Genomic DNA, 24172 nt, shown 5'->3' on the forward strand with positions numbered 1-24172 from the left:
AATTTTGTGAGCAAGTCTCTGCAAGCCATTCGTGGCATGAACGACATCCTGCCCGAACAGACGCCGCTGTGGCGTTATTTCGAAGGCACTGTGGCGCGTCTGCTGGATAACTACGGTTACAAGCAGATCCGCATGCCGATCGTCGAGTTCACCGAGCTGTTCAAGCGCTCGATCGGCGAAGTCACCGATATCGTCGAAAAAGAGATGTACACCTTCGAAGACCGCAACGGCGACTCGCTGACCCTGCGTCCGGAGGGCACTGCGGCGTGCGTGCGTGCTGTGCTCGAGCACGGCATCACCGGCGGCGGTCAGGTGCAGAAGCTCTGGTACATCGGCCCGATGTTCCGCCACGAGCGTCCGCAAAAAGGCCGCTATCGCCAGTTCCACCAGATCGGTCTGGAAGTGTTCAACCTCGACGGTCCGGACATCGACGCCGAGCTGATCATCATGACCTGGCGCCTGTGGGGCGAGCTGGGCATCCGTGATGCGGTCAAGCTCGAGCTCAACAGCCTCGGCACCAGCGAATCCCGTGGTCGCTATCGTGAAGCGCTGGTCGAGTACCTCTCGGCGCACCACGACAAGCTCGACGAAGACAGCCAGCGTCGTCTGAAAACCAACCCGCTGCGCGTGCTCGACACGAAAAATGCCGACACTCAGGCTGTGCTGGTCGATGCGCCGAAAATGGCCGATTACCTCGACGACGAGTCCCGTGCCCACTTCGAAGGCCTGAAGGCGCGTCTGGATGCCGTCGGCATTCCTTATGTGCTCAACCCGAAACTGGTGCGCGGCCTCGATTACTACAGCAAAACCGTTTTCGAATGGGTCACCGACAAGCTCGGCGCCCAGGGCACCGTGTGCGCGGGCGGCCGTTACGACGGTCTGGTCGAGCAGATGGGCGGCAAGCCAACCCCGGGCGTCGGTTTCGCCATGGGCATCGAGCGTCTGGTGTTGATGCTAGAAACCCTCGAGCAGATCCCGGAAGAGATTTCCCGTCAGGTCGACGTCTACCTCTGCGCCTTCGGTGAAGAGGCCGAGCTGGCCGGTCTGGCCCTGGCCGAACGGGTACGCGATGAACTTCCAAACCTGCGCCTGCAAGTCAATGCCGGCGCCGGCAGTTTCAAAAGCCAGTTCAAGAAGGCCGACAAGAGCGGTGCGCTGTACGCATTGATCCTCGGTGACGACGAAATGGCCCAGCAAGTGGTAGGTTTCAAACCCCTGCGTGGCCAGGGCGAACAACAAAGCATTGCCTGGGATGCGCTCGCCGCTCACCTGGCCACCTGCGTCGTGCAGGGTTGAAGCTGTCTTAACAGCCGATTTAGCGATTAAGGAGTATTGGGGTGTCGAGTACCGAAGACGAACAGTTGGCGGATTTGAAGGACTGGTGGACACGCAACGGCAAACCTCTGGTCACCGGCGGCCTGTTGGCGCTGGTCATCGTGTTCGGCTGGCAGGCTTATCACAAATACCAGAGCAACCAGTCGCAAGGCGCCTCGGTGCTCTATCAGCAATTGCTGGAAACCACCCTGACGCCTGACGGCAAGCCCGATGCCGCGCGCGTTGCGGATCTGGCCGGCAAGCTCAACAGCGAATACGGCGGTTCTGCCTACGCGCAATACGGCAGCCTGTTCGTCGCCAAAGTAGCGGTTGACAGCGGCAAGCTGGACGACGCGGCAACCGAACTCAAAGCCATTGTCGACAAGCCGGCCAACCCGGCGCTGGGCGAAATCGCCCGTCAGCGTCTGGCGCAGGTACTGGGCGCGCAGGACAAAGCCGAAGACGCCTTGAAACTGCTCGACGGCGATGCCGACAAAGCGTTCCTGGCCACTCGCGAAGAACTCAAGGGCGACCTGCTGGTGCGCTTGGGCCGTACCGATGACGCGAACAAGGCGTATCAAAAAGCCAAGGCGGCACTGTCGGATGAAGCGGCGGTCGGTGGCCTTCAAATCAAGCTCGACGACCTGGCCAAAGGGGATGCGTGACGTGATCCGTTGGAAGCATGCAGCATTGCTGGCTCTGGCCCTTCTGGCCGCGGGTTGCAGCAGCAACAGCAAGAAAGAATTGCCACCGGCCGAACTGACCGACTTCAAAGAAGAAGTGGTTCTGCACAAGCAGTGGAGCCGCTCGATCGGTGACGGTCAGGGCGAAACCTACAACATGCTGGTGCCGGCGATCGACGGTGACACCATCTACGCCGCCGATGTGACCGGCGTAGTGATGGCGCTGGATCGCAGCAATGGCGACGTCAAGTGGGACCAGGATCTGGAACTGCCTGTCTCCGGCGCCGTTGGCGTGGGTTACGGTCTGGTACTGATCGGTACCCTGCGTGGCGAAGTCGTCGCTCTGGACACCAGCAACGGTGAAGAGAAGTGGCGTGCCCGCGTCAACAGTGAAGTCCTCGCGCCACCGGCCAACAATGGCGACGTGGTAGTCGTGCAGACCCAGGACGATCGTCTGATCGGTCTGGACGCTGCCACCGGCAACCAGCGCTGGGTGTATGACAGCACCCCGGCGGTCCTGACCCTGCGCGGCACCAGTGCTCCGCTGGTGACCAACCGCCTGGCGGTGGCTGGCCTGTCGACCGGTAAAGTGGTCGCGCTGGACATCTCCAACGGCGTGCCGGTGTGGGAACAACGCATCGCCATTCCACAGGGTCGTTCGGAGCTGGAGCGCGTGGTCGACATCGACGGCGGTCTGCTGCTGTCCGGCGGCACGCTGTACGTCGCCAGCTATCAGGGTCGCGTGGCGGCACTGGACCTGGAAAGCGGTCGTCAACTGTGGCAGCGCGATGCGTCGAGCTATGCCGGTATCGCTCAGGGTTTCGGCAGCGTCTACGTGAGCCTGTCCTCGGGCACCGTTGAAGGCGTCGACGAGCGTTCCACCACCGCACTGTGGAGCAACGACTCGCTGGCTCGCCGTCAACTGTCGGCACCGGAAGTGTTCTCCAGCTACGTAGCTGTGGGTGACCTGGAAGGTTATCTGCATCTGCTGAGTCAGGTCGACGGTCGTTTCGTCGGCCGTGAGCGCATCGACAGCGACGGCCTGCGTGCCCGTCCGCTGGTGGTGGGCGACACGATTTATGTGTATGGCAACAGCGGCAAACTGGAAGCCCTGACCATCAAGTAACAACTATGCTTGGGGTTCATCCCCAAGCGGCCCTGCATCAGCAGGGTTTGCAGCGCCCCCGGGTGTTGCCCCGAGCACCAGCCGCTGCCTCGCAGCGGCTTTTGTATTTTCTGAAATAACGCAGTGGAGAGCCGCATGGTTCCCGTAATCGCCCTGGTGGGCCGACCGAACGTCGGCAAGTCCACCTTGTTCAACCGCCTGACCAGGACTCGTGACGCCATCGTCGGCGACCTGTCCGGTCTGACCCGTGATCGCCAGTACGGTGAGGCCAAGTGGCAAGGGCGTTCCTACATTCTGATCGACACCGGCGGTATCTCCGGTGACGAACATGGTATGGACGAAAAAATGGCCGAGCAGTCGCTGCTGGCCATCGAAGAAGCCGATGTGGTGCTGTTTCTGGTAGATGCCAAGGCCGGTTTTACCGCTGCCGACCAGATGATTGCCGAGCATTTGCGCAAACGTAACAAGCGTTCCCACGTGGTGGCCAACAAGGTCGACAACATCGACCCGGAAATGGCCCGCGCCGAATTTGCCCCGCTGGGCATGGGCCACGCGATCCCGATCGCCGGCGCCCACGGCCGTGGCATCACGCAATTGCTGGAAGCCGCCCTGAGCGAATTCCCGCGTGATGATGACGAGCCGGCTGAAGGCGAAGAGGAAGAAGTCGTTGCCGAAGGCGAGGAAGCCAAGCGCATTCCTGGCCCGAGCGAAAAAGACGGGATCAAGATCGCCATCATCGGTCGTCCGAACGTCGGCAAGTCGACCCTGGTCAACCGCATGCTTGGTGAAGACCGGGTCATCGTGTATGACCAGCCGGGCACTACCCGTGACAGCATCTACATTCCGTTCGAGCGCAATGAAGAGAAGTACACGCTGATCGACACCGCCGGTGTGCGCAAGCGCGGCAAGATCCACGAAGAAGTCGAAAAATTCTCCGTGGTCAAAACCCTGCAGGCGATCAAAGACGCCAACGTGGTGATCTTCGTCATGGACGCCCGCGAGGGTGTGGTCGACCACGACCTGAACCTGCTGGGCTTCGCGATCGAGTCCGGTCGTGCGCTGGTCATCGCGATCAACAAGTGGGACGGCATGACGCCGAGCGAGCGCGACTTCGTCAAAGTCGAGCTGCAACGCCGGCTGTTCTTCGTCGACTACGCCGACATCCACTTTATCTCGGCACTGCACGGCACGGGCGTGGGCAACCTCTACGCTTCGGTGCAGAACTCGTTCAAGTCCGCTGTGACCCGCTGGCCGACCAACCGCCTCACCCAGATTCTCGAAGATGCGGTGGGCGAGCACGCGCCGCCGATGGTCAACAACCGCCGGATCAAGCTGCGTTACGCGCACTTGGGTGGTGCGAACCCGCCGATCATCGTGATCCACGGTAACCAGATCGAGAAAGTGCCGAAGTCGTACGTGCGCTATCTGGAAAACACTTACCGTCGTGTACTGAAGCTGGTCGGTACACCGATCCGCATCGAGTTCAAGGGCGGCGAGAACCCGTACGAAGGCAACAAGAACACGCTGACCGACCGCCAGGTCAACAAGAAGCGTCGCTTGATGTCGCACAACAAGAAAGCCAGCAAGAAGCGCCGCGACAAGAAATAGAAGCAGCTGCGAGTTTCAAGCTGCAAGCTTCAAGTAAAAGCGGTAAAGCAGAGAGGGCTTCGTATGAAGCCCTTTTTTGTGGGCGGCGGATTTAGCTTGGCGCTTGAAACTTGCAGCTTGTCGCTTGAAACTTGCAGCTCACCTGCAAGGGGCTCCCGATGATCACCAGCAAGCTGCCGAATGTCGGCATCACTATTTTCACGCAGATGTCTCAGCTCGCGGCGCAGACCGGCGCGATCAACCTGTCCCAGGGTTTTCCGGATTTCGACGGCCCGCAGTCGTTGCGTGATGCGGTCGGGCGGCATATCGCCAGTGGCCACAACCAGTATTCGCCGATGACCGGTTTGCCGGCGTTGCGTCAGCAGATCGCGGCCAAGATCGCCCGCAGCTACGGCGTGACTGTCGATGCCGATCATGAAGTGACGGTAACGCCCGGCGCGACCCAAGCGATCTTCTGCGCGATTCAGGCAGTTATCCACAGCGGCGATGAAGTCATCGTCTTCGATCCGTGCTACGACAGCTACGCACCGGCGACGGAATTGGCGGGTGGTCGTTGCGTGCATGTGCAACTGAATCCGGACGATTTCTCCATTGATTTCGATCAGCTCGCTGCGGCCCTGAGCCCGCGCACGAAAATGATCGTCATCAACACCCCGCATAACCCCAGCGGCGCGTTGATCAGCCGCGCCGAACTCGATCAACTGGCGGCGTTGATCCGCGATCGCGACATCTATCTGATCAGCGACGAAGTCTACGAGCACCTGGTTTTCGACGGCGTCCCGCATGTCAGCGTGCTGGCCCATGAAGAGCTGTATCAGCGCGCGTTCGTGGTCAGTTCCTTCGGCAAGACGTACCACGTCACTGGCTGGAAAACCGGCTACGTCGTCGCCCCGCCAGCGCTGACGGCCGAATTGCGCAAGGTGCATCAGTACGTCAGTTTTTGTGGCGTCACGCCGCTGCAATACGCGCTGGCCGATTACATGGCTGAGCACCCGGAGCACGTTGAAGAATTGCCGGGTTTCTATCAGGCCAAGCGCGATCTGTTCTGCGATCTGCTCGCGCCGTCGCGCTTCAGTTTTACCCGGGTCACCGGCACCTATTTCCAGTTGGTCGATTATTCGCAGATCCGTCCGGATCTGAACGATGTTGAGATGGCCATGTGGATGACTCGCGAGCACGGTGTCGCGAGCATTCCGGTGTCGGTGTTTTACCAGCATCCACCGCAAGGCCAGCGCCTGATACGCCTGTGCTTTGCCAAACGCGAGGAGACGCTGCGTGAAGCGGCGGCGAAACTATGCGTGATCTGAGTGCATTGCCAGACCTGACCCTGGCGCTGATCCAGACCAGCCTGGCCTGGCACGACCGGCAGGCCAACCTTGAGCATTTCGAGCTGCTACTGGAGCAGGCCCGGGGCGCCGATCTGATCATCCTGCCGGAGATGTTCACCACCGGTTTTTCCATGGAATCGGAAACCCTCGCCGAAGCCGAAAACGGCCCGACCAGCAAATGGCTGCGGGCGCAGGCGGCGAAGTTTGATGCGGTCATCACGGGCAGCGTGATCATTCAGGCGGCTGACGGCAGCCATCGCAATCGCTTGCTCTGGGCACGGCCGGACGGCGAAGTGCTGCATTACGACAAGCGGCACCTGTTTCGCATGGCCGGCGAGCACAACCATTACACGCCCGGCGAGCGGCAGGTGCAGTTCGAGCTCAAGGGCTGGCGGATTCGTCCGCTGATCTGCTACGACCTGCGCTTCCCGGTGTGGAGCCGCGATGCGCAGGATACCGATCTGCTGCTGTACACCGCCAATTGGCCGGGCGCACGGCGTCTGCACTGGAACCGCCTGCTGCCGGCACGAGCGATTGAAAATCTCTGCTATGTGGCGGCGGTGAACCGGGTCGGCAGCGACGGCAAGGGCTTCGCCTATACCGGTGACAGTCAGGTGCTGGATTTCCAGGGCGAGACATTGCTGGCGGCGGGGGAGGCGGATGGCGTGTTCAAGGTGGTTCTGGAAGCTGCGCCGTTGGCGGCGTATCGAGAGCGCTTTCCGGCGAACCTGGATGCCGACACTTTCGAGTTCACCTAACGCAGCCGATCGTTCCCACGCTCTGCGTGGGAATGCAGCCCGTGACGCTCCGCGTCACTGGACGCGGAGCGTCCCTTGAGGCATTCCCACGCGGAGCATGGGAACGATCGCATCCTTTGATCTACAAAAAAAAGGCCCCGGAGCTCACACTCTGGGGCCTTTCGCATTTCAGCGGTCGATTACGCCGCTTTCGCCTCCGGCTGGCTCAGCGAGCGGTTCAGCGCGCTGAACAATGCCTTGAAGCTGGCGGTGGTGATGTTTTCATCGATACCCACGCCGTGCACCGCACGTTCACCGTTCACCCGCAATTCGATATAGGCCGCCGCTTTGGCATTGGTGCCCGCGCCGATCGCGTGTTCGTTGTAGTCCATGATCTCCACCGGAATCGGCAGGCCGGCGACCAGTGCTTCCAGCGCACCGTTGCCCTTGCCGCGCCAATGCAGGTTGGTTTCGCCCTGACCTTTGCTCGCCACTTCGACTTCGACGGCGCTGTTGCCGTTCTCTTCCTGCAAACGATGGCTGACCAGCGCGTAAGGAGTGTTGGCCTGCAGATATTCGCTGATCAACAGCGAGTGAATCTGCTTGGCGGTCATCTCCAGGCCCAGGCGATCGGTCTCACGCTGCACCACCTGGCTGAACTCGATCTGCATGCGCCGTGGCAGGCTGATGCCGTATTCCTGTTCCAGCAAGTAAGCGATGCCGCCCTTGCCCGACTGGCTATTGACGCGGATCACCGCCTCGTAGCTGCGACCGATGTCGGCCGGGTCGATCGGCAGGTACGGCACCTCCCACAAGGTGTCCGGTTTCTGCTGGGCGAAGCCCTTGCGGATTGCGTCCTGGTGCGAGCCGGAGAACGCGGTGTGCACCAGGTCGCCAACGTACGGATGACGCGGGTGCACCTGGATCTGGTTGCACTCTTCGACGACCTTGCGCACGCCGTCGATGTCGGAGAAATCCAGCTCAGGGTCGACGCCCTGGGTGTACATGTTCAGCGCGACAGTGACGAGGTCGACGTTACCGGTGCGTTCGCCGTTGCCGAACAGGCAGCCTTCGACGCGATCGGCGCCGGCCATCAGGCCCAGCTCTGTGGCCGCGACGCCGGTGCCACGGTCGTTGTGGGTGTGCAGGCTGATGATCACGCTGTCACGACGGTTGATGTTGCGGCCGAACCATTCGATCTGGTCGGCGTAAACGTTCGGCGTCGCGCATTCGACGGTGGCCGGCAGGTTGAGGATCATCTTGTGCTCAGGCGTCGGGTTCCACACCTCGATCACGGCGTCACAGACTTCCTTGGCGAATTCCAGCTCAGTGGCGCTGAAGGTTTCCGGCGAGTATTCGAAGGTCCACTCGGTTTCCGGCTGCAGTGCTGCGTACTTGACGAACAGCTTGGCCGCGTTGACCGCGATGGCCTTGATGCCGTCCTTGTCCTGGTTGAAGACGATGCGACGGAAAGAAGGCGAGGTGGCGTTGTACAGGTGAACGATGGCTTTCTTCGCCCCGCGCAGGGATTCGAAGGTGCGCTCGATCAGATCTTCACGGCCCTGGGTCAGCACCTGAATGGTGGTGTCGTCGGGGATGTGGCCTTCTTCGATCAGGGTACGCACGAAGTCGAAGTCGGTTTGCGACGCGGCAGGGAACGACGCTTCGATTTCCTTCACACCGACCTGCACCAGGGTTTTCCAGAAGCGCAGCTTCTTCGCCGCGTCCATTGGCTCGATCAGCGACTGGTTGCCGTCACGCAGGTCGGAGCTGCACCAGATCGGCGCGGCGTCGATGGTTTTCGACGGCCAGGTGCGATCCGGCAGGTTGATGACGGGAAACGCGCGGTATTTCGAAGACGGGTCTTTGAGCATGCTCATCGGGAAATTCCTTGTTGTCTGGGCCGAAAAGAGGCGGCCTGCCGGTTGAACGAATGTTCTTGGAAAAGCGTGGGACGAGGCGCAGCGATTCAGCCTGGCAGTCGTGCGCTGACGAGGCACAGGCTGCGGTGCTGGCGAAGCTGAATGAGGGTGTGAGAGGTTTTCATGGCTTCAACCCTAACCGCGAGGGGAAAGGATGGCAAGCAGTAGGAAAAAATTGAGAGGAATACCCGAAAGTCGCGATTTTGCGCGATTTTATTGCGCCTGATTCACTCGAGTATCGTTATTTTTGCGTGGGGCTTGGTAGGGGCGCAATCGAGCCGGCGGTGTGTCATGGGGCCTTGTGGTGTTGGTCAGGGCGCATTCGCGGGCAAGCCCGCTCCCACAGGTTATTCGGGTGTACATGAGATTTTTGTACGACACGGACACTGTGGGAGCGGGCTTGCCCGCGAATAGGCCAGCAGCCTCGACACAACGATTACGGTTGAAACGCACCAATGAATATCGCCGGATCCACCCGCGCGTCATTCAGGCTGACGTTCCAGTGCATATGCGGCCCGGTTGCCCGCCCTGTGGCGCCAACCTTGCCGACCACCGCGCCGCGCGCCAGTTGCTGGCCGTTCTTCACGTCGATCTTCGACATATGACAGAACATGCTGATAAAGCCCTGGCCATGATCGACGAACACGGTGTTGCCGTTGAAGAAGTAATTGCCGATCAGAATCACCTTGCCCGCCGCCGGGGTCTTTATCGGCGTGCCCGCGGGCACTGCGAAATCGAGACCGGCATGAGGATTACGCTCTTCGCCATTGAAGAAACGACGCACGCCGAACTTGCTCGACAGCGGCCCGTTGACCGGTTTGTCCAGCAGCAGATTGCTCGGCGTGTTCGGGCTGAAACTGCGGTAAGCCGCGATCTGTTCCGCCAGTTCACCCTCGATGCGCTTGAGGTTCTCGGCGTTCGGATTGACCTGCTGTTTGTTCTTCAGGGTGATGTGCTGTTCCGGATATTTCTTGCTGCCCACGGTGAAGGGCAGATTGCGCCCGCCACTGCTGATCTGCTGCGCGCCGGGCTTGACCGTCAGCGGCACGCCAACGATCGCCAGCCAGTTGTTCTGCTCTTTGACCACCAATACTGGTTTGCCTTGATAAGTGGCTTTCGGCGCCTGCGCGGCGGTGCCCAGATCCACCACGGCGACGCCGCCCGGCACCGGTTTGTTCAGCAGCCGGGTGATGTAACTGTCAGCGTGGGCGTTGAAGGTCAGGCAGAGCAACAGCAGCGGAGCGAGAAAGCGCGGCATGGATCAGTCCAGTAAAGAGAGGGTGACGGGCGTCAGGTGATTGTCCTCGACGCGCACTTGCAGTTCGCCTTCGCCGAGCTTGGCTTTCAGACGCTGGCCGGTGTGGGTCTGTGCAGCATTGCGAATCGCGTGGCCACGCTCGTCGAGCAGAATGCTGTAACCGCGACCGAGAGTCGCCAGCGGGCTGACCACGTGCAGGGTCTGCATCTGACTGTGCAATTGCTGCCGACGCTGTTTCAGACCATCGCGCATGGCCCGGGGCAGGCGTTCGGCAAGACTGTCGAGGCGCTGGCGAAGCATGGCCAGTTGGCGCCCCGGATGTTGCCCGGCGAGACGGGTTTCCAGACGGATCAGGCGTTCTCGACGCGTATTGAGGCTGCGTTCGAAGGCCCGGCGCATGCGCATGTCCAGATCATCCAGACGTTGCGCCTGCTGGCGAAGACGTTCGCCGGGATGGCGCAACCGTCGCGCCATGCCTTCCAGACGCAGGCGATCACGCATCAAGCGATCACGCATGCGCATCACCAGACGCCGATGCAGGCTTTCGACCTGACGGATCAGATGGCTGGAATCCGGGGCGAGCAGTTCGGCGGCGGCCGAGGGCGTGGGGGCGCGGACGTCGGCAACAAAGTCACTGATCGACACATCGGTTTCATGGCCGACGGCGCTGACGATCGGCGTTACGCAGGCATCGACTGCGCGGGCCACGGCTTCTTCGTTGAAGCACCAGAGGTCCTCCAGCGAGCCGCCGCCACGGGCGAGGATCAGCGCGTCGAAGCCGCGTGCATCGGCCATTTTCAGCGCGCGGACGATTTGCGCGGTGGCCTCGCGGCCCTGTACGGCAGTCGGAATCAGGGTCAGTTGCACCTGCGGGGCGCGGCGGCGAAACACGCTGATGATGTCGCGAATCACCGCGCCGGTCGGCGAGCTGATAATGCCGATGCGCTGCGGATGCGCGGGCAGCGGCACTTTGCGCTCGGCACTGAACAGGCCTTCGGCGCTGAGCTTTTCCTTCAGCGCATCGAAGGCCAGACGCAGCGCGCCGTCACCGGCCGGCTCCACGGTGTCGAGTATCAGCTGATAGTCGCCACGGCCTTCGAACAGCGAAACCTTGCCGCGCACCTTGACCGCCAGACCGTCCTTCAACGCTTGGCGCACGCGGGCGGCGTTCTGCCGGAACAATGCGCAACGCACCTGCGCGCCGCTGTCCTTGAGGGTGAAGTAGACGTGGCCGGACGCCGGGCGCGCGAGGTTGGAGATTTCGCCTTCGACCCAGATATTGCTGAACACGTCTTCCAGCAACACCCGCGCGCGGCCGTTGAGCTGGCTGACGGTCAGGACTTCACGGTCCAGGCCAAGTCTTGCAAAGGGATCTTTAATCATGGGGCGCAGTTTAAAGGCATTTGCCCGCCAATCACCATGACACCCACACAAAACCCTGTGGGAGCGAGCCTGCTCGCGAAAGCATTGTGTCAGCGGACAACAACGGGGGATGACACTCCGCCTTCGCGAGCAGGCTCGCTCCCACATGGGATCAATTTGATATCTGGTCCTGCCGCCCGCTACTGGCTACATTCAGCGCGGTCTTATAAAGGATGCGGACGATGAGCATGATGGAGCTGTTGGGGGCGTGGTCGTGGGGCGCAGGCGGTTGGGCGGTCATCGGGGTGGCCATCGCCTTGGCCTACATCGTCTTCGGCATCGCCGGTTTCGGCACGGCGCTGGTCGCGGGGCCGATTCTGATTCTGTTCATGCCACTGTCGAAGATCGTACCGCTGCTGGTGCTGCTGGATTTCGTCGCCGCGTTCGGCAATCTGCTGCCCTCGCGGCGCGACATCGCCAAGCCGGAATTGCTCAGGCTGCTGCCGTGCATGGCGATCGGCTGCACGTTGGGGGTGATCTTCCTGCTCAATCTGAAATCCGATCTGTTACTGCTTTTGATGGGGCTGTTTATCTGCGCCTATGCGGTTTACAGCCTGTGGGTCAAAGCGCGGCCGGCACAGTTGTCGGCGGCGTGGGCGGTGCCGATGGGGACGGTGGGCGGGTTGTTCGGCGCGTTGTTTGGCAGTGGCGGCTTTCTTTATGCGATCTATCTGAACAGCCGTCTGACCAAGGAAGCGGCGCGGGCCACGCAAAGTGCGTTGATCAGTTGCAGCACCGTGGTGCGCTTGAGCCTGTTTGTCATCGCCGGTGTATATGCCGAGCTACCCTTGTTGATGCTGGCGCTGTGTCTTTTGCCGGCGATGGCGCTGGGCTTGTGGATCGGCCGGCGGCTGACCATGAGGTTGTCGCGCGAGGCATTTGTGCGGCTGGTGACGTGGCTGGTGCTGGCCAGCGGGATCGCGTTGATCGTGCGCTATTTCAGCACTTGACCGGATTTCTTCAGGGATTAAGCTGCCGGCCGCACTGACGCCATCGCGGGCAAGCCCGCTCCCACAGGTTTCTCTGGTGTACACAACCTTTGTGATCGACCGAGATCCCTGTGGGAGCGGGCTTGCCCGCGAAGACGGCGGAGTGAGCACCGCAGAACTTCCATTTGACGTCGCAGGCTCCACCATGAACTCGCAAAGCATCATCGTCCCGAAAATCTCCACCCTTCCGGTGCACGAACCCCGGGCGCGGGCGATCGTGCGCTGGCTGGTGCGCAAGAACATCGTCGAAGAGCAATTGACCACTTGCGGGCGCACCGGCAATCGCATGGCTCACGCGATCGCTGACGGCGCGCGCGCGGTGGTGTTGCATCCCGAGGCGCTGCCGTTCGGCGAGCCGATCAACGGCCTGGAGATCGTCACCAAACGCTGCATCTACACCCCGGCCAAGGGCTTTCTCGAAGAAGCCGGTTGCGCGGAATGCCGCCGCGAAGTCGGCGAGGCGCTGTTTGAAAGCCTCGAAGACTGGTTTCCAGGGCGCACCGACAATTTCACCTGCCCGGAATGCGGGCATGAGGACGACATCAACGGCTTCCTGTTTTTGCGGGAATGCGCGTTTTCCAATCTCGGCTTCATTTTCAATAATTGGCTGGAGGCGGGGTTCAAGCAGAGCTTTATCGACGAGTTCGCCGATTGGCTCGATCAACCTGTCTCCTGGGTCAAGGTGGAGCTGTAGGGCCGGGCTTTCCCATCTATCAATTAGGCTGAGTTTTACATTGAACAGCAGGGGGTGTCTGACTATAATGGCGCGCTTCCATTTTCCCGCTCGGGAGCCCCCGCGATGCTGCGTATCAGCCAAGAAGCTCTGACATTCGACGACATTCTCCTAGTGCCCGGTTATTCCGAGGTGCTTCCCAACGAAGTCAGTCTCAAGACCCGTCTTACCCGTGGCATCGAACTGAATATTCCTCTGGTTTCTGCCGCCATGGACACCGTTACTGAAGCCCGTCTGGCGATTGCCATGGCTCAGGAAGGTGGCATCGGCATTATCCACAAGAACATGACCATCGAGCAGCAAGCTGCCGAAGTGCGCAAGGTCAAGAAGTTCGAAGCCGGTGTGGTCAAGGATCCCATCACCATCGAGGCCGATGCCACGGTACGTGATCTGTTCGAACTGACCCGTCTTCACAACATTTCCGGCGTTCCGGTACTGCACGATGGCGACCTGGTCGGCATCGTCACCTCCCGCGACGTACGTTTCGAAAACCGTCTGGAAGCCACTGTCCGCGAAGTGATGACGCCTAAAGAGCGTCTGGTCACGGTCAAGGAAGGCGCCGACAAGAACGACGTCCGTGAACTGCTGCACAAGCACCGCATCGAGCGCGTGCTGATCGTCGACGACAAATTCGCCCTCAAAGGCATGATGACCGTCAACGACATCGAAAAAGCCAAAGCCTACCCGCTGGCCAGCAAGGACGATCAAGGTCGTCTGCGCGTTGGCGCTGCGGTCGGCACCGGTAAAGACACCGGTGATCGCGTGACTGCACTGGTCAATGCCGGCGTGGACGTGGTGGTGGTCGACACCGCACACGGTCACTCCAAAGGCGTGATCGACCGCGTACGCTGGGTCAAGGAGAACTTCCCTGAAGTGCAGGTGATCGGCGGCAACATCGCCACCGGCGCTGCCGCCAAGGCGCTGGCCGAAGCGGGCGCCGATGCAGTCAAGGTCGGTATCGGCCCTGGCTCGATCTGCACCACCCGTATCGTCGCCGGTGTCGGCGTGCCGCAAATCAGCGCCATCGCCAACGTCGCCGCCGCCCTTGAAGGCACCGGCGTGCCGTTGATCGCCGACGGCGGTATCCGTTTCTCCGGTGACCTGTCCAAGGCCATCGTGGCCGGTGCGTCCTGCGTGATGATGGGCTCGATGTTCGCCGGTACCGAAGAAGCGCCGGGCGAGATCGAACTGTTCCAGGGCCGTTCGTACAAGGCTTATCGCGGTATGGGTTCGCTGGGCGCCATGTCCCAGGCCCAGGGCTCGTCCGACCGTTACTTCCAGGACTCCTCGGCAGGCGCCGAGAAACTGGTTCCGGAAGGCATCGAAGGCCGTGTGCCGTACAAAGGCACCCTGAGCGCGATCATTCACCAGTTGATGGGCGGCCTGCGCTCTTCGATGGGTTACACCGGCAGCGCCAACATCGAAGAAATGCGTACCAAGCCCGAGTTCGTGCGGATCACCGGTGCCGGCATGGCCGAGTCCCACGTTCACGACGTGCAGATCACCAAGGAAGCGCCGAACTACCGCGTAGGTTGAGGCTTCCAGCAAAACGTTAAATCACCGGGGCTGTTCATTCAGCCCCGAGTTGTTTCTGATTCACTACATGAGAATGAGTCATGGCCCTCGACATTCACGCTCACCGCATCCTGATCCTCGACTTCGGTTCGCAATACACCCAGCTGATTGCCCGCCGCGTGCGCGAGATCGGCGTGTACTGCGAACTGCACCCGTTCGACATGGACGAAGATGCGATCCGCGAATTCGCCCCTAAAGGCGTCATCCTCGCCGGCGGCCCCGAGTCCGTGCACGAAGCCAACAGCCCGCGCTGCCCGCAGGCGGTGTTCGATCTCGGCGTTCCGGTCTTCGGCATCTGCTACGGCATGCAGACCATGGCCGAGCAACTGGGCGGCAAGGTGGAAGGTTCCGAACTGCGTGAGTTCGGTTACGCCCGCGTTGACGTGGTCGGCAAGAGCCGCCTGCTCGACGGCATCGAAGACCACATCGATGCCGACGGCCTGTTCGGCCTCGACGTGTGGATGAGCCACGGTGACAAAGTCACCAAGATGCCGGAAGACTTCCACATCCTCGCCAGCACCCCAAGCTGCCCGATCGCCGGTATGTTCAACGACGACCGCGCTTACTACGGCGTGCAGTTCCACCCGGAAGTGACCCACACCAAACAGGGCGGTCGCATCCTGTCGCGCTTCGTGCTCGACATCTGCGGCTGTGAAGCACTGTGGACGCCGTCGAAGATCGCTGAAGACGCCATCGCCAACATCCGCGCCCAGGTCGGCACCGACAACGTGCTGCTGGGCCTGTCCGGTGGCGTTGACTCCTCGGTGGTTGCCGCACTGCTGCACAAAGCCATCGGCGATCAACTGACCTGCGTCTTCGTCGACAACGGTCTGCTGCGTCTGCACGAAGGCGAGCAAGTGATGGCCATGTTCGCCGAGAACATGGGCGTCAAGGTGATCCGCGCCAACGCTGAGGAGCAGTTCCTCAACAACCTGGCCGGCGAAGCCGACCCGGAGAAGAAGCGCAAGATCATCGGCCGCACCTTCATCGACGTGTTCGATGCCGAATCCTGCAAGCTGGACAACATCAAGTACCTCGCTCAGGGCACCATCTACCCGGACGTGATCGAGTCGGCTGGCGCGAAAAGCGGCAAGGCCCACGTGATCAAGTCGCACCACAACGTGGGCGGCCTGCCGGAAGAAATGAACCTGAAACTGGTCGAGCCACTGCGCGAACTGTTCAAGGACGAAGTCCGTCGCCTTGGCCTGGAGCTGGGCCTGCCGTACGACATGGTCTACCGTCACCCGTTCCCAGGCCCGGGCCTGGGCGTGCGCATCCTCGGTGAAGTGAAGAAGGAATACGCCGACCTGCTGCGTCGCGCCGACCACATCTTCATCGAAGAACTGCGCAAGGCCGACTGGTACCACAAGGTCAGCCAGGCGTTCGTGGTGTTCCAGCCAGTCAAATCGGTCGGCGTGGTCGGCGACGGTCGTCGTTACGCATGGGTGGTTGCCCTGCGTGCCGTAGAAACCATCGACTTCATGACCGCACGTTGGGCACATCTGCCTTACGAATTGCTGGAAACCGTCTCCGGCCGCATCATCAACGAAATCGAAGGCATCTCCCGCGTTACGTATGACGTGTCGAGCAAGCCGCCGGCGACGATTGAGTGGGAGTGATGGAGGAAGCCGGCTCGTCCGGCCTCCGCTAGGCGCCAGTTTCAAAAGCGCTTAGCCATGCTCTGGAAAAATGCCAGTCAGTTTTGCTGACTGGCATTTTTTATTGATAGCGCCGAAAACTTTCAGGCGCAGCTATGTGTTCAGAAGCCAGTAAGCCTGTCGCAGATCTCAAAGATATTCAGATCGAATCAGATCCGTGTCGAACGGCGTCAACCCTTGATCAGGCGCAAACACCGTCTGCGCCTGCTCCGCAGAGGCCACTCGTTCACCTCGTGCCCGCACATGCAAATCAAAAAGTGTGTGCAGTTCCGGCCGTGGTGTATGCACCAAGGCGCGCAGCATCAACGAAACCCCGCTGAGGTTGTTGTCGACGTTGTTCCAACGGGGCGATGAAGTCAGCCCCAGATCGGCCCAGATCATGCGTCGCTCCTGTAGGTCCATCACGAAGGGTAGACAGATACCGGTGTCTGAGGCGATATCGACGCGGTCGACTACGGTGCGCGGCTCGAATACTTCGCCAGATGCCGTGTCGGCGCGGGCCATCCAACCCGCAAAGCATTCCGGAAGGTCGCAATATGGCTGCCAGGTAAACGAGTTGAGGGACGTGACGACATAACGGATACCCTTCTCGGCAAGAACATCAAGGTCGAGGTCGATGAACTCGGAAGCGCCTTCAGGCGCGTCGACGATATCGCCGCTGTGGTAACCGCCATAGCCTTTGAGGTTGTAATAGGCGACTGCTTCCTTGAAGACGAAGTCGCTGTCGAAGAAGGCGGCGGACAGGTCGATGTCCGTGCGGTCACGGCCATTCTTCCACCATAGAAACAGGCGAATGAATCGCGTATCGGGCATTGGCAACCGACTGCCGCGTACCAGCGTGCGCAACGACTTCGCTGCGGCGCGCTGTGCCAGTGGCACTCGGTAGTCGCGCAATGCCGGATCGATGAAACAACGTCCCAGTGGTGGCAGCAACGTGAAACGCGCGATCAGGGCGTTCTCGCAAATCTGTGCGGCACGTGCCAATACCTGCGGTGCGATCGACTCTCGACGATCAGCAGTGCCGAAGACTTTCGCCAGCGCTCCTTTAGGTGTGAACGCCCGCAAGGGCAGGGGGCGCGGGGCATTTACCTGGGCCAGCAATTGCAGCAGCACAGGTGAGGACACTTGCGCCGCGACAGCCGCAAAGGCGTCGAGCACCGCGTCCGGTTCTGTGGCACGCCGTAACATCACGTCCAGACGGCGCGCGAATTCTCCGGGACGATCCTGCAGCACCGGCGTAAGCGCGGCGATCTGGCGTTGGGCAAGCATGGTTTCGACACGCGACCCGAACGAGGGCGGCGGATCGTTGCGTCGCGCTGCGGTGATGGCCGCGAATGCTCGCGGATACTTCTCAGCGTAATCGCCTGGATGCAGGACTTCGGCCAGGCGTTTCCAGCGTTCGGCCTGGCGCATCACATCTTCCGTAGCGTTGGGCGAGCGGTCGAGCAGGCGCAACAGCTTGCGACGCATCGAGCGTTTAATTTTGCCAAAGCGCGTCTGCGCTGTTGCCAGCGACACGTCTCCACCATGCAGTGCGATCGCCACACGCAGCACGTCCGTTGCCGTTTCGACATTTTGCTCAAGGAAGGCCTCGACCCGGGCATCGTCACCGATATGCAGGATCAGCGCGGCACCAACCAGCGCGCGAATCTCGCGGAACGGGATGGTCTCTGGCAGCAGGCGGAACACATCGCTTTTGTATGTTCGGATAAACCAGATGACATCCGCCGCTTCCTCTTCGGACAGCGAGGTGTGCGATGAGACCAGCGGCTCGAGCAACGCCTCGAACTCGCTGACACTTCCCGGTTCGATGACCCAATGAATGAAGTTGCCTTCAAGCATGGCTGGCCGAACCTGTTCGCTGGGTGGCAGGCGCCGAAGTGTGTGGTAGTGAATGACGGCGTTGAGATACAACTCAGCCTCTGTCGCTTCGAGGACTTGATTGGGAAAGTCAGGATAAAACGGTCGGTGATGTACATGAGCACCGCTGCGACGCCGCAGGACTCGAATGACTTCACGCAGCCAGTTCTTGAGTTCGACCGCAGAGAGCGTGCCGATTCGCTCGATCAGCGGCTCGGAGAGAACGCATCGAAACGCTGTAACTTCTTTGACAGCTGATGCGACCTGCGCGCGTGTGGCTCCGCCAGAGCCCGCAGGAACGTGCAGCTTTGTACGGCGCCGCAGGAACAGCTCCTGATTAATCATGATTTCTTCCTTGGTCGCCGTTTCCAGTGAGCTGAAGCTCACCTGTGCAATCGATACGAAAACGCCTGCAATAAGCAGGCGCGGTGTGGAGAGCGGAACCCCTAGTTCATGGAGGATAGAAGGAAGGTGTTCCATAGCCACGGCGGCATACTACCGGAGGTCATCGCGGCTTGTCAGCCAACCACATATTTTGAAACGGGCTCGCTTGCCAGCGGCTATTACCGCCGCGCCACATCCGAAAAATAGAACTTGTCCAGCGTATGCCGTGATTCGGTGTATTCGAACTGGCGGCCGTCCTGCAGGAAGGTCTGGTTGCTGACGACGATGACATGGCTCTGGCCGTCGAGGTCCAGGTGTTGTTGGTCGTCTTTGCTGGACGGCACGGCTTCGATGGTGCGCTGGGCGTAGGCGATCTGCAGCTGCAGGGTCTGTTCGATGTGGGCGTAGATCGAATGTTCGGCGATGTCTGCTGACAGGTCGGGGATCACGTCGCTGACGAAGTGGTTGATGTCGAGGATGACGCGTTTGCCGTCGATGCGCCGTACTCGCTTGATCCGCGTGATCGGGCTGCCGGGGTCGGCATTGATGTGTTCGAGCAGCGCACCTTCCAGCGGCACCTGACACATCTCGACCACTTCGGTGCTGACGTCGTTGCCCAGTCGCGGGTGGGTCTCCTGGAAGCTGACGATGCCGCCGAGCTGGAATTCGATCGGGTTGGTCGACAGCACGAACGCGCCTTTACCGTGAATCTTCTGAGCGAAACCGCGCTCCTGCAACTGGTCGATGGCCTTGCGCACCGTGCCACGGCTGGCCTGATAGGTGTCCATCAGTTCGGTTTCGGAAGGCAGCCGGGCGCCGCGCTCCAGGCGCTGGGTGGTGATGCTGGCAAGCAAATCGCTGTAGATCTGGTTGTATTTGCTCATGGCTGGACTCTGTGCCGACGGTGCTCAAAACCCCGAACCTTAAGGGCAGGGTAGGGGTTTGTCCATGCGGACGAAGGAAAACATCTTAAGTCAGAGTAGGAAGAATCCGCGTTTTTCTGACGTTCATCCACGGATGCAGACTCGTACAGACGAGTTGTTGCATTAACTCGTACAGACGAGTATTTTTCCTCTCGGCGTGCTGCCAATAACAACAATCCACGACGGAAGAACAAGCATGAGCCATGACTACCCGAACATCGCCCGAGAGCTGCTGGAAAGCCTCGGTGGCCGCGACAACATCGAGCAGGCGGCGCATTGCGTCACGCGTTTGCGCCTGGCGCTGAAGAACCCCGCGCTGGTGAATGTGGCCGCGCTCAATGGCGTCGATCTGGTCAAGGGTTCGTTCTTCACCGGCGGGTTGTATCAAGTGGTCATCGGCCCGGGTGATGTGGAAAAGGTTTATGCCGAACTGCGCCAGCAGACAGGTCTTGCGGCATCGACCATCGCCGACGTTAAACAGAAAAGCGCCGAGAAGATAAACGCCATGCAGCGGCTGGTGCGGGTGTTTTCCGATGTGTTCATGCCGATCCTGCCGGCGCTGATCATTGCCGGCCTGTTGATGGGCATCAACAACCTGCTCGGCGCCAAGGGCATGTTCATCGAGGGCCAGACCCTGCTCGATGCCTATCCCAACCTCGACGGGTTGTGGAGCCTGATCAACCTGATGGCCAACACCTCGTTCGTGTTCCTGCCGGCGCTGGTCGGCTGGTCGGCGGCCAAGCGCTTCGGCGGCAGCGAGATCCTCGGCATCGTCCTCGGTCTGATGCTGGTGCATCCGGACCTGCTCAATGCCTGGAATTACGGCAAGGCCGTCGCTGGGCTGGACGGGCAGCAGTTGCCGTACTTCGACATCCTCGGCCTGTTCCAGGTGGAAAAGGTCGGTTACCAAGGGCAGATTCTGCCGATCCTGCTGGCAGCCTATGTGATGAGCGTGATCGAAAAATGGCTGCGCACACGCGTGCCCAACGCGGTGCAGCTGCTGGTGGTGCCGATCACCACCATCGTTGTCACCGGCGTGCTGGCCCTGGCGATCATCGGCCCGGTGACCCGGCATATCGGCATCTACATCACCGAAGGACTGGTGATGCTGTTCGATCTGGCGCCGTTGGTTGGCGGTCTGATTTTCGGTTTGTTGTATGCGCCTCTGGTAATCACCGGCATGCACCACATGTTTCTTGCCGTAGACCTGCAACTGATCTCCAGCCAGGGCGGCACCTTCATCTGGCCGATGATCGTCATGTCCAATCTGGCGCAGGGCAGCGCGGCACTGGCGGTGTTCTGGATGACCCGTAATGCGCGGGACAAGAGCATGGCCTCGACCTCAGCGATTTCTGCGTATTTCGGCATCACCGAGCCGGCGATGTTCGGCGTCAACCTGCGCTACAAGTTTCCGTTTTACGCCGCGCTGGCCGGTTCGGCGCTTGGTTGCATGTTCCTCTCGCTGAACAAGATCCAGGCCTCGGCCATCGGCGTCGGTGGCTTGCCCGGTTTCATCTCGATCGTTCCGCAGTTCATCCCGATGTTCGTCATCGGGATGCTGATCGCCATGCTCGTGCCGTTTGCCCTGACCTGCGTGCTGAGCATGAAGATCGTCCGTCCGGGTTACCGGGTTGCCTGAAATCAATAAAGGAGTCGCGCCATGCAAGACTGGCAACGTTCGGTGATCTACCAGATCTACCCGAAGAGCTTTCACAGCCATGCCGGCAACGCCACCGGCGATCTGCTCGGCATCGTCGCCAAGCTCGATTACCTGCAATGGCTGGGAGTCGATTACCTGTGGATCACGCCGTTCCTGCGCTCGCCGCAGCGCGACAACGGCTACGACATCAGCGACTACTACGCGGTCGATCCGAGCTACGGCAGCATGGCCGACTGTGAACTGCTGATCGCCGAAGCGGGCAAACGCGGGATCAAGTTGATGCTCGACATCGTGGTCAACCACACCTCGATCGAGCATGCCTGGTTCCAGCAGGCGCGCAGCAGCCTCGACAATCCTTATCGCGACTTCTATATCTGGCGCGACCAGCCGAACAACTGGGAATCCAAGTTCGGCGGTTCGGCCTGGGAGTACGAAGCGCAGACCGGCCAGTACTATCTGCACCTGTTCGACCACACCCAGGCCGACCTCAATTGGGACAACCCCAAGGTCCGCGACGAAGTGTTCAAGATGATGCGTTTCTGGCGCGACAAGGGCGTCGGTGGCTTTCGTCTGGACGTGATCAACCTGATCTCGAAACCGGCGGACTTCCCCGAGGACGACAGCGATGGTCGGCGCTTCTACACCGACGGGCCGAACGTGCACACCTACTTGCAGGAAATGCACCGCGAGGTCTTTGAAGGGCATGAGCTGATCAACGTCGGGGAAATGTCTTCGACCCGCCTCGAACACTGCATTCGTTACTCCAATCCGCAGTCGAAAGAGCTGTCGATGACCTTCAACTTTCATCACCTGAAGGTCGATTACCCGAATCTGCAGAAATGGGTGCGCGCCGATTTCGATTTCCTCCAGCTCAAGCAGATTCTGTCCGACTGGCAGACCGGCATGCAGGCGGGTGGCGGCTGGAATGCGCTGTTCTGGTGCAACCACGATCAGCCACGCGTGGTCTCGCGGTTCGGCAATGACGGCGAATACCGCGAGCTGTCGGCGAAGATGCTCGGCACGGCGCTGCACTTTCTGCAGGGCACGCCCTTCGTCTATCAGGGCGAAGAATTGGGAATGACCAATCCGGGGTTCGAGAGCATCGAGCAGTACCGCGATGTCGAGACCCTGAACATCTTTCGCCTCAAGCGTGAAGCCGGCACCGGCGACCTCGACAACCTGGCGGCGATCATGCAGAAGTCCCGCGACAACGGGCGCACGCCGATGCACTGGCACGCGGGGCACAACGCCGGTTTCACCCGCGGCGAACCATGGATCGGTGTGCCGGCCAATGCTGCGCAGATCAACGTCGCGCATCAGCTGCACGACCCAGAGTCGGTGCTGCATCACTATCGCCGCCTGATCGTTTTGCGCCGCACTGAAGCGCTGATCTCTGACGGCGTCTATCGCCAGTTGCTACCGGAGCACCCACAAGTCTGGGCGTACCTGCGCGAGGGTGCGGGTGAGCGTTTGCTGGTGGTGAACAACTTCTATGGCACTGCCTGTGAGGTCGAGCTACCGGCACTGATCGACGAAACCCACGAACAGCGCTTGTTGATCAGCAACTACCCGGACTGTCCGCAACGCACACGGGTGCTGCACTTGCGACCTTACGAATCCTTCGTGCTGCACCTGACCGACCCCTGATTTTTTAACTGAATAACAACCTTTGAAAAAACACGCAGAACGCTGCGCGGGGGATTTGTGCGCGCTGAATTCCTGCAACCACACAATAAAAACAATGGGTGGCATATGAAAACAACCATGAATTACAGCTTGGCAGTCGCCGGATTTTGTCTGGCAATGCCTACATCTTCTCAGGCGCTGGAGTTTGGCGGCTATCTGCGCAGCGGTGTTGGTACTTCGGTCAACAGCGGCAGTCAGTCGTGTTTCCAGTTGCCCGGCGCACAGACCAAATATCGCCTCGGCAACGAGTGCGAGCAGTACGGTGAGCTCGAGCTGCGCCAGGATCTGTACACCCTCGACGACGGCTCGGTGTTGAGCGTCGATGGCATGGCGTCGTTGTACAACCGCTACGATCGCAGCCTGACGTTCAAAGAGGACAACGGCTCGATTCGCCTGCCACAGGCTTATGCGCAATGGTCGGCGATGCCCGCGCTTAACGGCGGCTCGCTATGGGCGGGTCGGCGTTACTACAAACGTAACGACATCCATATTTCCGATTTCTATTACTGGAACCAGAGCGCCACCGGGGCAGGCATTGAAGACGTGTTGCTCGGTGGCCTGAAATACAGCTACGCCTTTTCGCGCAAGGACAATCTTTACCAAAAAGATTACATCAACCGCCACGACTTCAACGTCGGCGGTTTCAACAGCAACCGCGGCGGTGAACTGGAGTTTGGCCTGAGCTACATCGACAAGCCCGGCAGCCGCGACGCGCACCGTGGCTGGGCGATCACTACTCAGCACGTGCAGCAGGCCTTTTTCGGCGGCAAGAACAAACTGGCGCTGCAATACGGCGAAGGGCCGGGCACCGGATTGGGCTATACCGGTAACGTCAGGCTCGATGACCGCAACAAGAGCTATCGCATCGTCGAATTCTTCGACTGGCAACTGACGCCACGTTTTGGCGGACAATTCCAGGCGGTGTATCAAAAGGATATTCGTCAGGGCGGCGCCGACCAGAACTGGTTGTCACTCGGTGTGCGCCCGGCCTATGCGCTGAGCGAGCAGTTCAAACTGGTGACCGAACTGGGTCACGATCAGGTCGAGGCGGCGGACGGCACGCGCAAGCTGAGCAAGTTCACCTTCGCGCCGACCTGGTCACCGAAAGGCCCGGAATTCTGGGCGCGGCCCGAAGTGCGACTGTATTACACCTATGCCAGCTGGAACCAGGCGGCCAAGCGTGCCGCCAACCTGTTGGCCAAAGGCTCGGCACTGTCCGACACAGGCGCCTTCGGCAATGCCCGGCACGGGGCCAATGTCGGGCTGCAGGTTGAATACTGGTGGAAATAAGCAAAGCGGCTGCGAC

At 60.5% G+C, this 24172-nt stretch carries 18 protein-coding genes; 13 read left to right on the plus strand and 5 right to left on the minus strand.

From position 1 onward, the window contains the following. The first annotated feature begins 6 nt into the window (after positions 1–6). The 6 genes from hisS (at position 7) to ACMYUN_RS20195 (ending at position 6817) form a co-directional block, all read left to right on the plus strand. On the plus strand, positions 7–1296 hold the full coding sequence (hisS, locus tag ACMYUN_RS20170; RefSeq protein ID WP_056790156.1) for a histidine--tRNA ligase: 1290 nt from the start codon (positions 7–9) through the stop codon (positions 1294–1296). A 41-nt stretch (positions 1297–1337) separates the two neighbouring features. Further along, positions 1338–1979, plus strand: coding sequence for a tetratricopeptide repeat protein (locus tag ACMYUN_RS20175; RefSeq protein WP_016773334.1), 642 nt, complete (start codon positions 1338–1340; stop codon positions 1977–1979). Continuing rightward, entirely contained in the window at positions 1972–3123 is a 1152-nt protein-coding gene (gene bamB, locus ACMYUN_RS20180; RefSeq protein ID WP_039761439.1) for an outer membrane protein assembly factor BamB, read from the plus strand. The genes ACMYUN_RS20175 and bamB overlap by 8 nt, the downstream gene beginning before the upstream one ends. A gap of 135 nt (positions 3124–3258) precedes the next feature. Next, positions 3259–4731 carry a ribosome biogenesis GTPase Der gene (gene der, locus ACMYUN_RS20185; RefSeq protein ID WP_024014210.1) on the plus strand — a complete coding sequence of 491 codons (1473 nt, stop codon included), beginning with the start codon at positions 3259–3261 and terminating at the stop codon, positions 4729–4731. A gap of 158 nt (positions 4732–4889) precedes the next feature. Beyond that, positions 4890–6038, plus strand: a complete 1149-nt coding sequence (locus tag ACMYUN_RS20190; protein WP_122699556.1) for a pyridoxal phosphate-dependent aminotransferase — start codon at positions 4890–4892, stop codon at positions 6036–6038. After that, entirely contained in the window at positions 6026–6817 is a 792-nt protein-coding gene (locus tag ACMYUN_RS20195) for an amidohydrolase (RefSeq protein ID WP_039761442.1), read from the plus strand. The genes ACMYUN_RS20190 and ACMYUN_RS20195 overlap by 13 nt, the downstream gene beginning before the upstream one ends. A gap of 179 nt (positions 6818–6996) precedes the next feature. On the opposite strand, the gene leuA is transcribed toward ACMYUN_RS20195, so the two are convergent. The 3 genes from leuA to xseA all read right to left on the minus strand — a co-directional run bounded on the left by leuA (position 6997) and on the right by xseA (position 11359). After that, a complete protein-coding gene (gene leuA, locus ACMYUN_RS20200) occupies positions 6997–8676 on the minus strand; it encodes a 2-isopropylmalate synthase (protein WP_253495674.1) in 1680 nt (559 codons plus the stop codon). A gap of 478 nt (positions 8677–9154) precedes the next feature. Further along, positions 9155–9976 (minus strand): peptidoglycan DD-metalloendopeptidase family protein, encoded by an 822-nt coding sequence (locus ACMYUN_RS20205; protein ID WP_039761443.1) that lies wholly within the window; start codon positions 9974–9976, stop codon positions 9155–9157. A gap of 3 nt (positions 9977–9979) precedes the next feature. Next, positions 9980–11359 carry an exodeoxyribonuclease VII large subunit gene (gene xseA / locus ACMYUN_RS20210; protein ID WP_039761444.1) on the minus strand — a complete coding sequence of 460 codons (1380 nt, stop codon included), beginning with the start codon at positions 11357–11359 and terminating at the stop codon, positions 9980–9982. Positions 11360–11580: 221 nt separating this feature from the next. Here xseA and ACMYUN_RS20215 point away from each other — a divergent pair, with 221 nt between their 5' ends. The 4 genes from ACMYUN_RS20215 to guaA all read left to right on the plus strand — a co-directional run bounded on the left by ACMYUN_RS20215 (position 11581) and on the right by guaA (position 16314). Further along, positions 11581–12348, plus strand: a complete 768-nt coding sequence (locus tag ACMYUN_RS20215; protein WP_415761564.1) for a sulfite exporter TauE/SafE family protein — start codon at positions 11581–11583, stop codon at positions 12346–12348. A 184-nt stretch (positions 12349–12532) separates the two neighbouring features. After that, positions 12533–13081, plus strand: a complete 549-nt coding sequence (locus ACMYUN_RS20220; RefSeq protein WP_415761566.1) for a sugar ABC transporter ATPase — start codon at positions 12533–12535, stop codon at positions 13079–13081. 105 nt (positions 13082–13186) lie between these two features. Then, the gene (guaB, locus tag ACMYUN_RS20225) at positions 13187–14656 is read left to right on the plus strand and encodes an IMP dehydrogenase (protein ID WP_016773343.1); all 1470 of its coding nucleotides are present in this window, start codon (positions 13187–13189) and stop codon (positions 14654–14656) included. An 80-nt stretch (positions 14657–14736) separates the two neighbouring features. Beyond that, positions 14737–16314, plus strand: coding sequence for a glutamine-hydrolyzing GMP synthase (guaA, locus tag ACMYUN_RS20230; protein WP_016773344.1), 1578 nt, complete (start codon positions 14737–14739; stop codon positions 16312–16314). 168 nt (positions 16315–16482) lie between these two features. Here guaA and ACMYUN_RS20235 read toward each other — a convergent pair whose 3' ends face one another. Together ACMYUN_RS20235 and treR are read right to left on the minus strand one after the other, a co-directional pair. Beyond that, entirely contained in the window at positions 16483–18693 is a 2211-nt protein-coding gene (locus ACMYUN_RS20235) for a TerD family protein (RefSeq protein ID WP_415763985.1), read from the minus strand. An 83-nt stretch (positions 18694–18776) separates the two neighbouring features. Next, the gene (gene treR, locus ACMYUN_RS20240) at positions 18777–19481 is read right to left on the minus strand and encodes a trehalose operon repressor (RefSeq protein ID WP_415761567.1); all 705 of its coding nucleotides are present in this window, start codon (positions 19479–19481) and stop codon (positions 18777–18779) included. A gap of 235 nt (positions 19482–19716) precedes the next feature. On the opposite strand from treR, the gene treP reads away from it, so the two are divergent. From treP to ACMYUN_RS20255, 3 genes are all read left to right on the plus strand, one after another. Beyond that, a complete protein-coding gene (treP, locus tag ACMYUN_RS20245; RefSeq protein ID WP_415761568.1) occupies positions 19717–21159 on the plus strand; it encodes a PTS system trehalose-specific EIIBC component in 1443 nt (480 codons plus the stop codon). Between the two features lie 21 nt (positions 21160–21180). Next, on the plus strand, positions 21181–22827 hold the full coding sequence (treC, locus tag ACMYUN_RS20250) for an alpha,alpha-phosphotrehalase (RefSeq protein WP_415761569.1): 1647 nt from the start codon (positions 21181–21183) through the stop codon (positions 22825–22827). Between the two features lie 105 nt (positions 22828–22932). Further along, positions 22933–24156, plus strand: a complete 1224-nt coding sequence (locus ACMYUN_RS20255) for a maltoporin (protein WP_415761570.1) — start codon at positions 22933–22935, stop codon at positions 24154–24156. Positions 24157–24172 lie beyond the last annotated feature (16 nt).

The organism is Pseudomonas sp. CP4 (genome assembly GCF_047758505.1).
Classification (GTDB): domain Bacteria; phylum Pseudomonadota; class Gammaproteobacteria; order Pseudomonadales; family Pseudomonadaceae; genus Aquipseudomonas; species Aquipseudomonas fluorescens_AO.

Bases quoted from the DNA above. Each gene is read 5' to 3' on its own strand.
- bamB (WP_039761439.1), top strand. From the start codon at position 1,972: ATGCGTGACGTGATCCGTTGGAAGCATGCAGCATTGCTGGCTCTGGCC.
- der (WP_024014210.1), top strand. From the start codon at position 3,259: ATGGTTCCCGTAATCGCCCTGGTGGGCCGACCGAACGTCGGCAAGTCC.
- ACMYUN_RS20190 (WP_122699556.1), top strand. From the start codon at position 4,890: ATGATCACCAGCAAGCTGCCGAATGTCGGCATCACTATTTTCACGCAG.
- ACMYUN_RS20195 (WP_039761442.1), top strand. From the start codon at position 6,026: ATGCGTGATCTGAGTGCATTGCCAGACCTGACCCTGGCGCTGATCCAG.
- leuA (WP_253495674.1), bottom strand. From the start codon at position 8,676: ATGAGCATGCTCAAAGACCCGTCTTCGAAATACCGCGCGTTTCCCGTC.
- ACMYUN_RS20205 (WP_039761443.1), bottom strand. From the start codon at position 9,976: ATGCCGCGCTTTCTCGCTCCGCTGCTGTTGCTCTGCCTGACCTTCAAC.
- xseA (WP_039761444.1), bottom strand. From the start codon at position 11,359: ATGATTAAAGATCCCTTTGCAAGACTTGGCCTGGACCGTGAAGTCCTG.
- ACMYUN_RS20215 (WP_415761564.1), top strand. From the start codon at position 11,581: ATGAGCATGATGGAGCTGTTGGGGGCGTGGTCGTGGGGCGCAGGCGGT.
- ACMYUN_RS20220 (WP_415761566.1), top strand. From the start codon at position 12,533: ATGAACTCGCAAAGCATCATCGTCCCGAAAATCTCCACCCTTCCGGTG.
- guaB (WP_016773343.1), top strand. From the start codon at position 13,187: ATGCTGCGTATCAGCCAAGAAGCTCTGACATTCGACGACATTCTCCTA.
- guaA (WP_016773344.1), top strand. From the start codon at position 14,737: ATGGCCCTCGACATTCACGCTCACCGCATCCTGATCCTCGACTTCGGT.
- ACMYUN_RS20235 (WP_415763985.1), bottom strand. From the start codon at position 18,693: ATGGAACACCTTCCTTCTATCCTCCATGAACTAGGGGTTCCGCTCTCC.
- treR (WP_415761567.1), bottom strand. From the start codon at position 19,481: ATGAGCAAATACAACCAGATCTACAGCGATTTGCTTGCCAGCATCACC.
- treP (WP_415761568.1), top strand. From the start codon at position 19,717: ATGAGCCATGACTACCCGAACATCGCCCGAGAGCTGCTGGAAAGCCTC.
- treC (WP_415761569.1), top strand. From the start codon at position 21,181: ATGCAAGACTGGCAACGTTCGGTGATCTACCAGATCTACCCGAAGAGC.
- ACMYUN_RS20255 (WP_415761570.1), top strand. From the start codon at position 22,933: ATGAAAACAACCATGAATTACAGCTTGGCAGTCGCCGGATTTTGTCTG.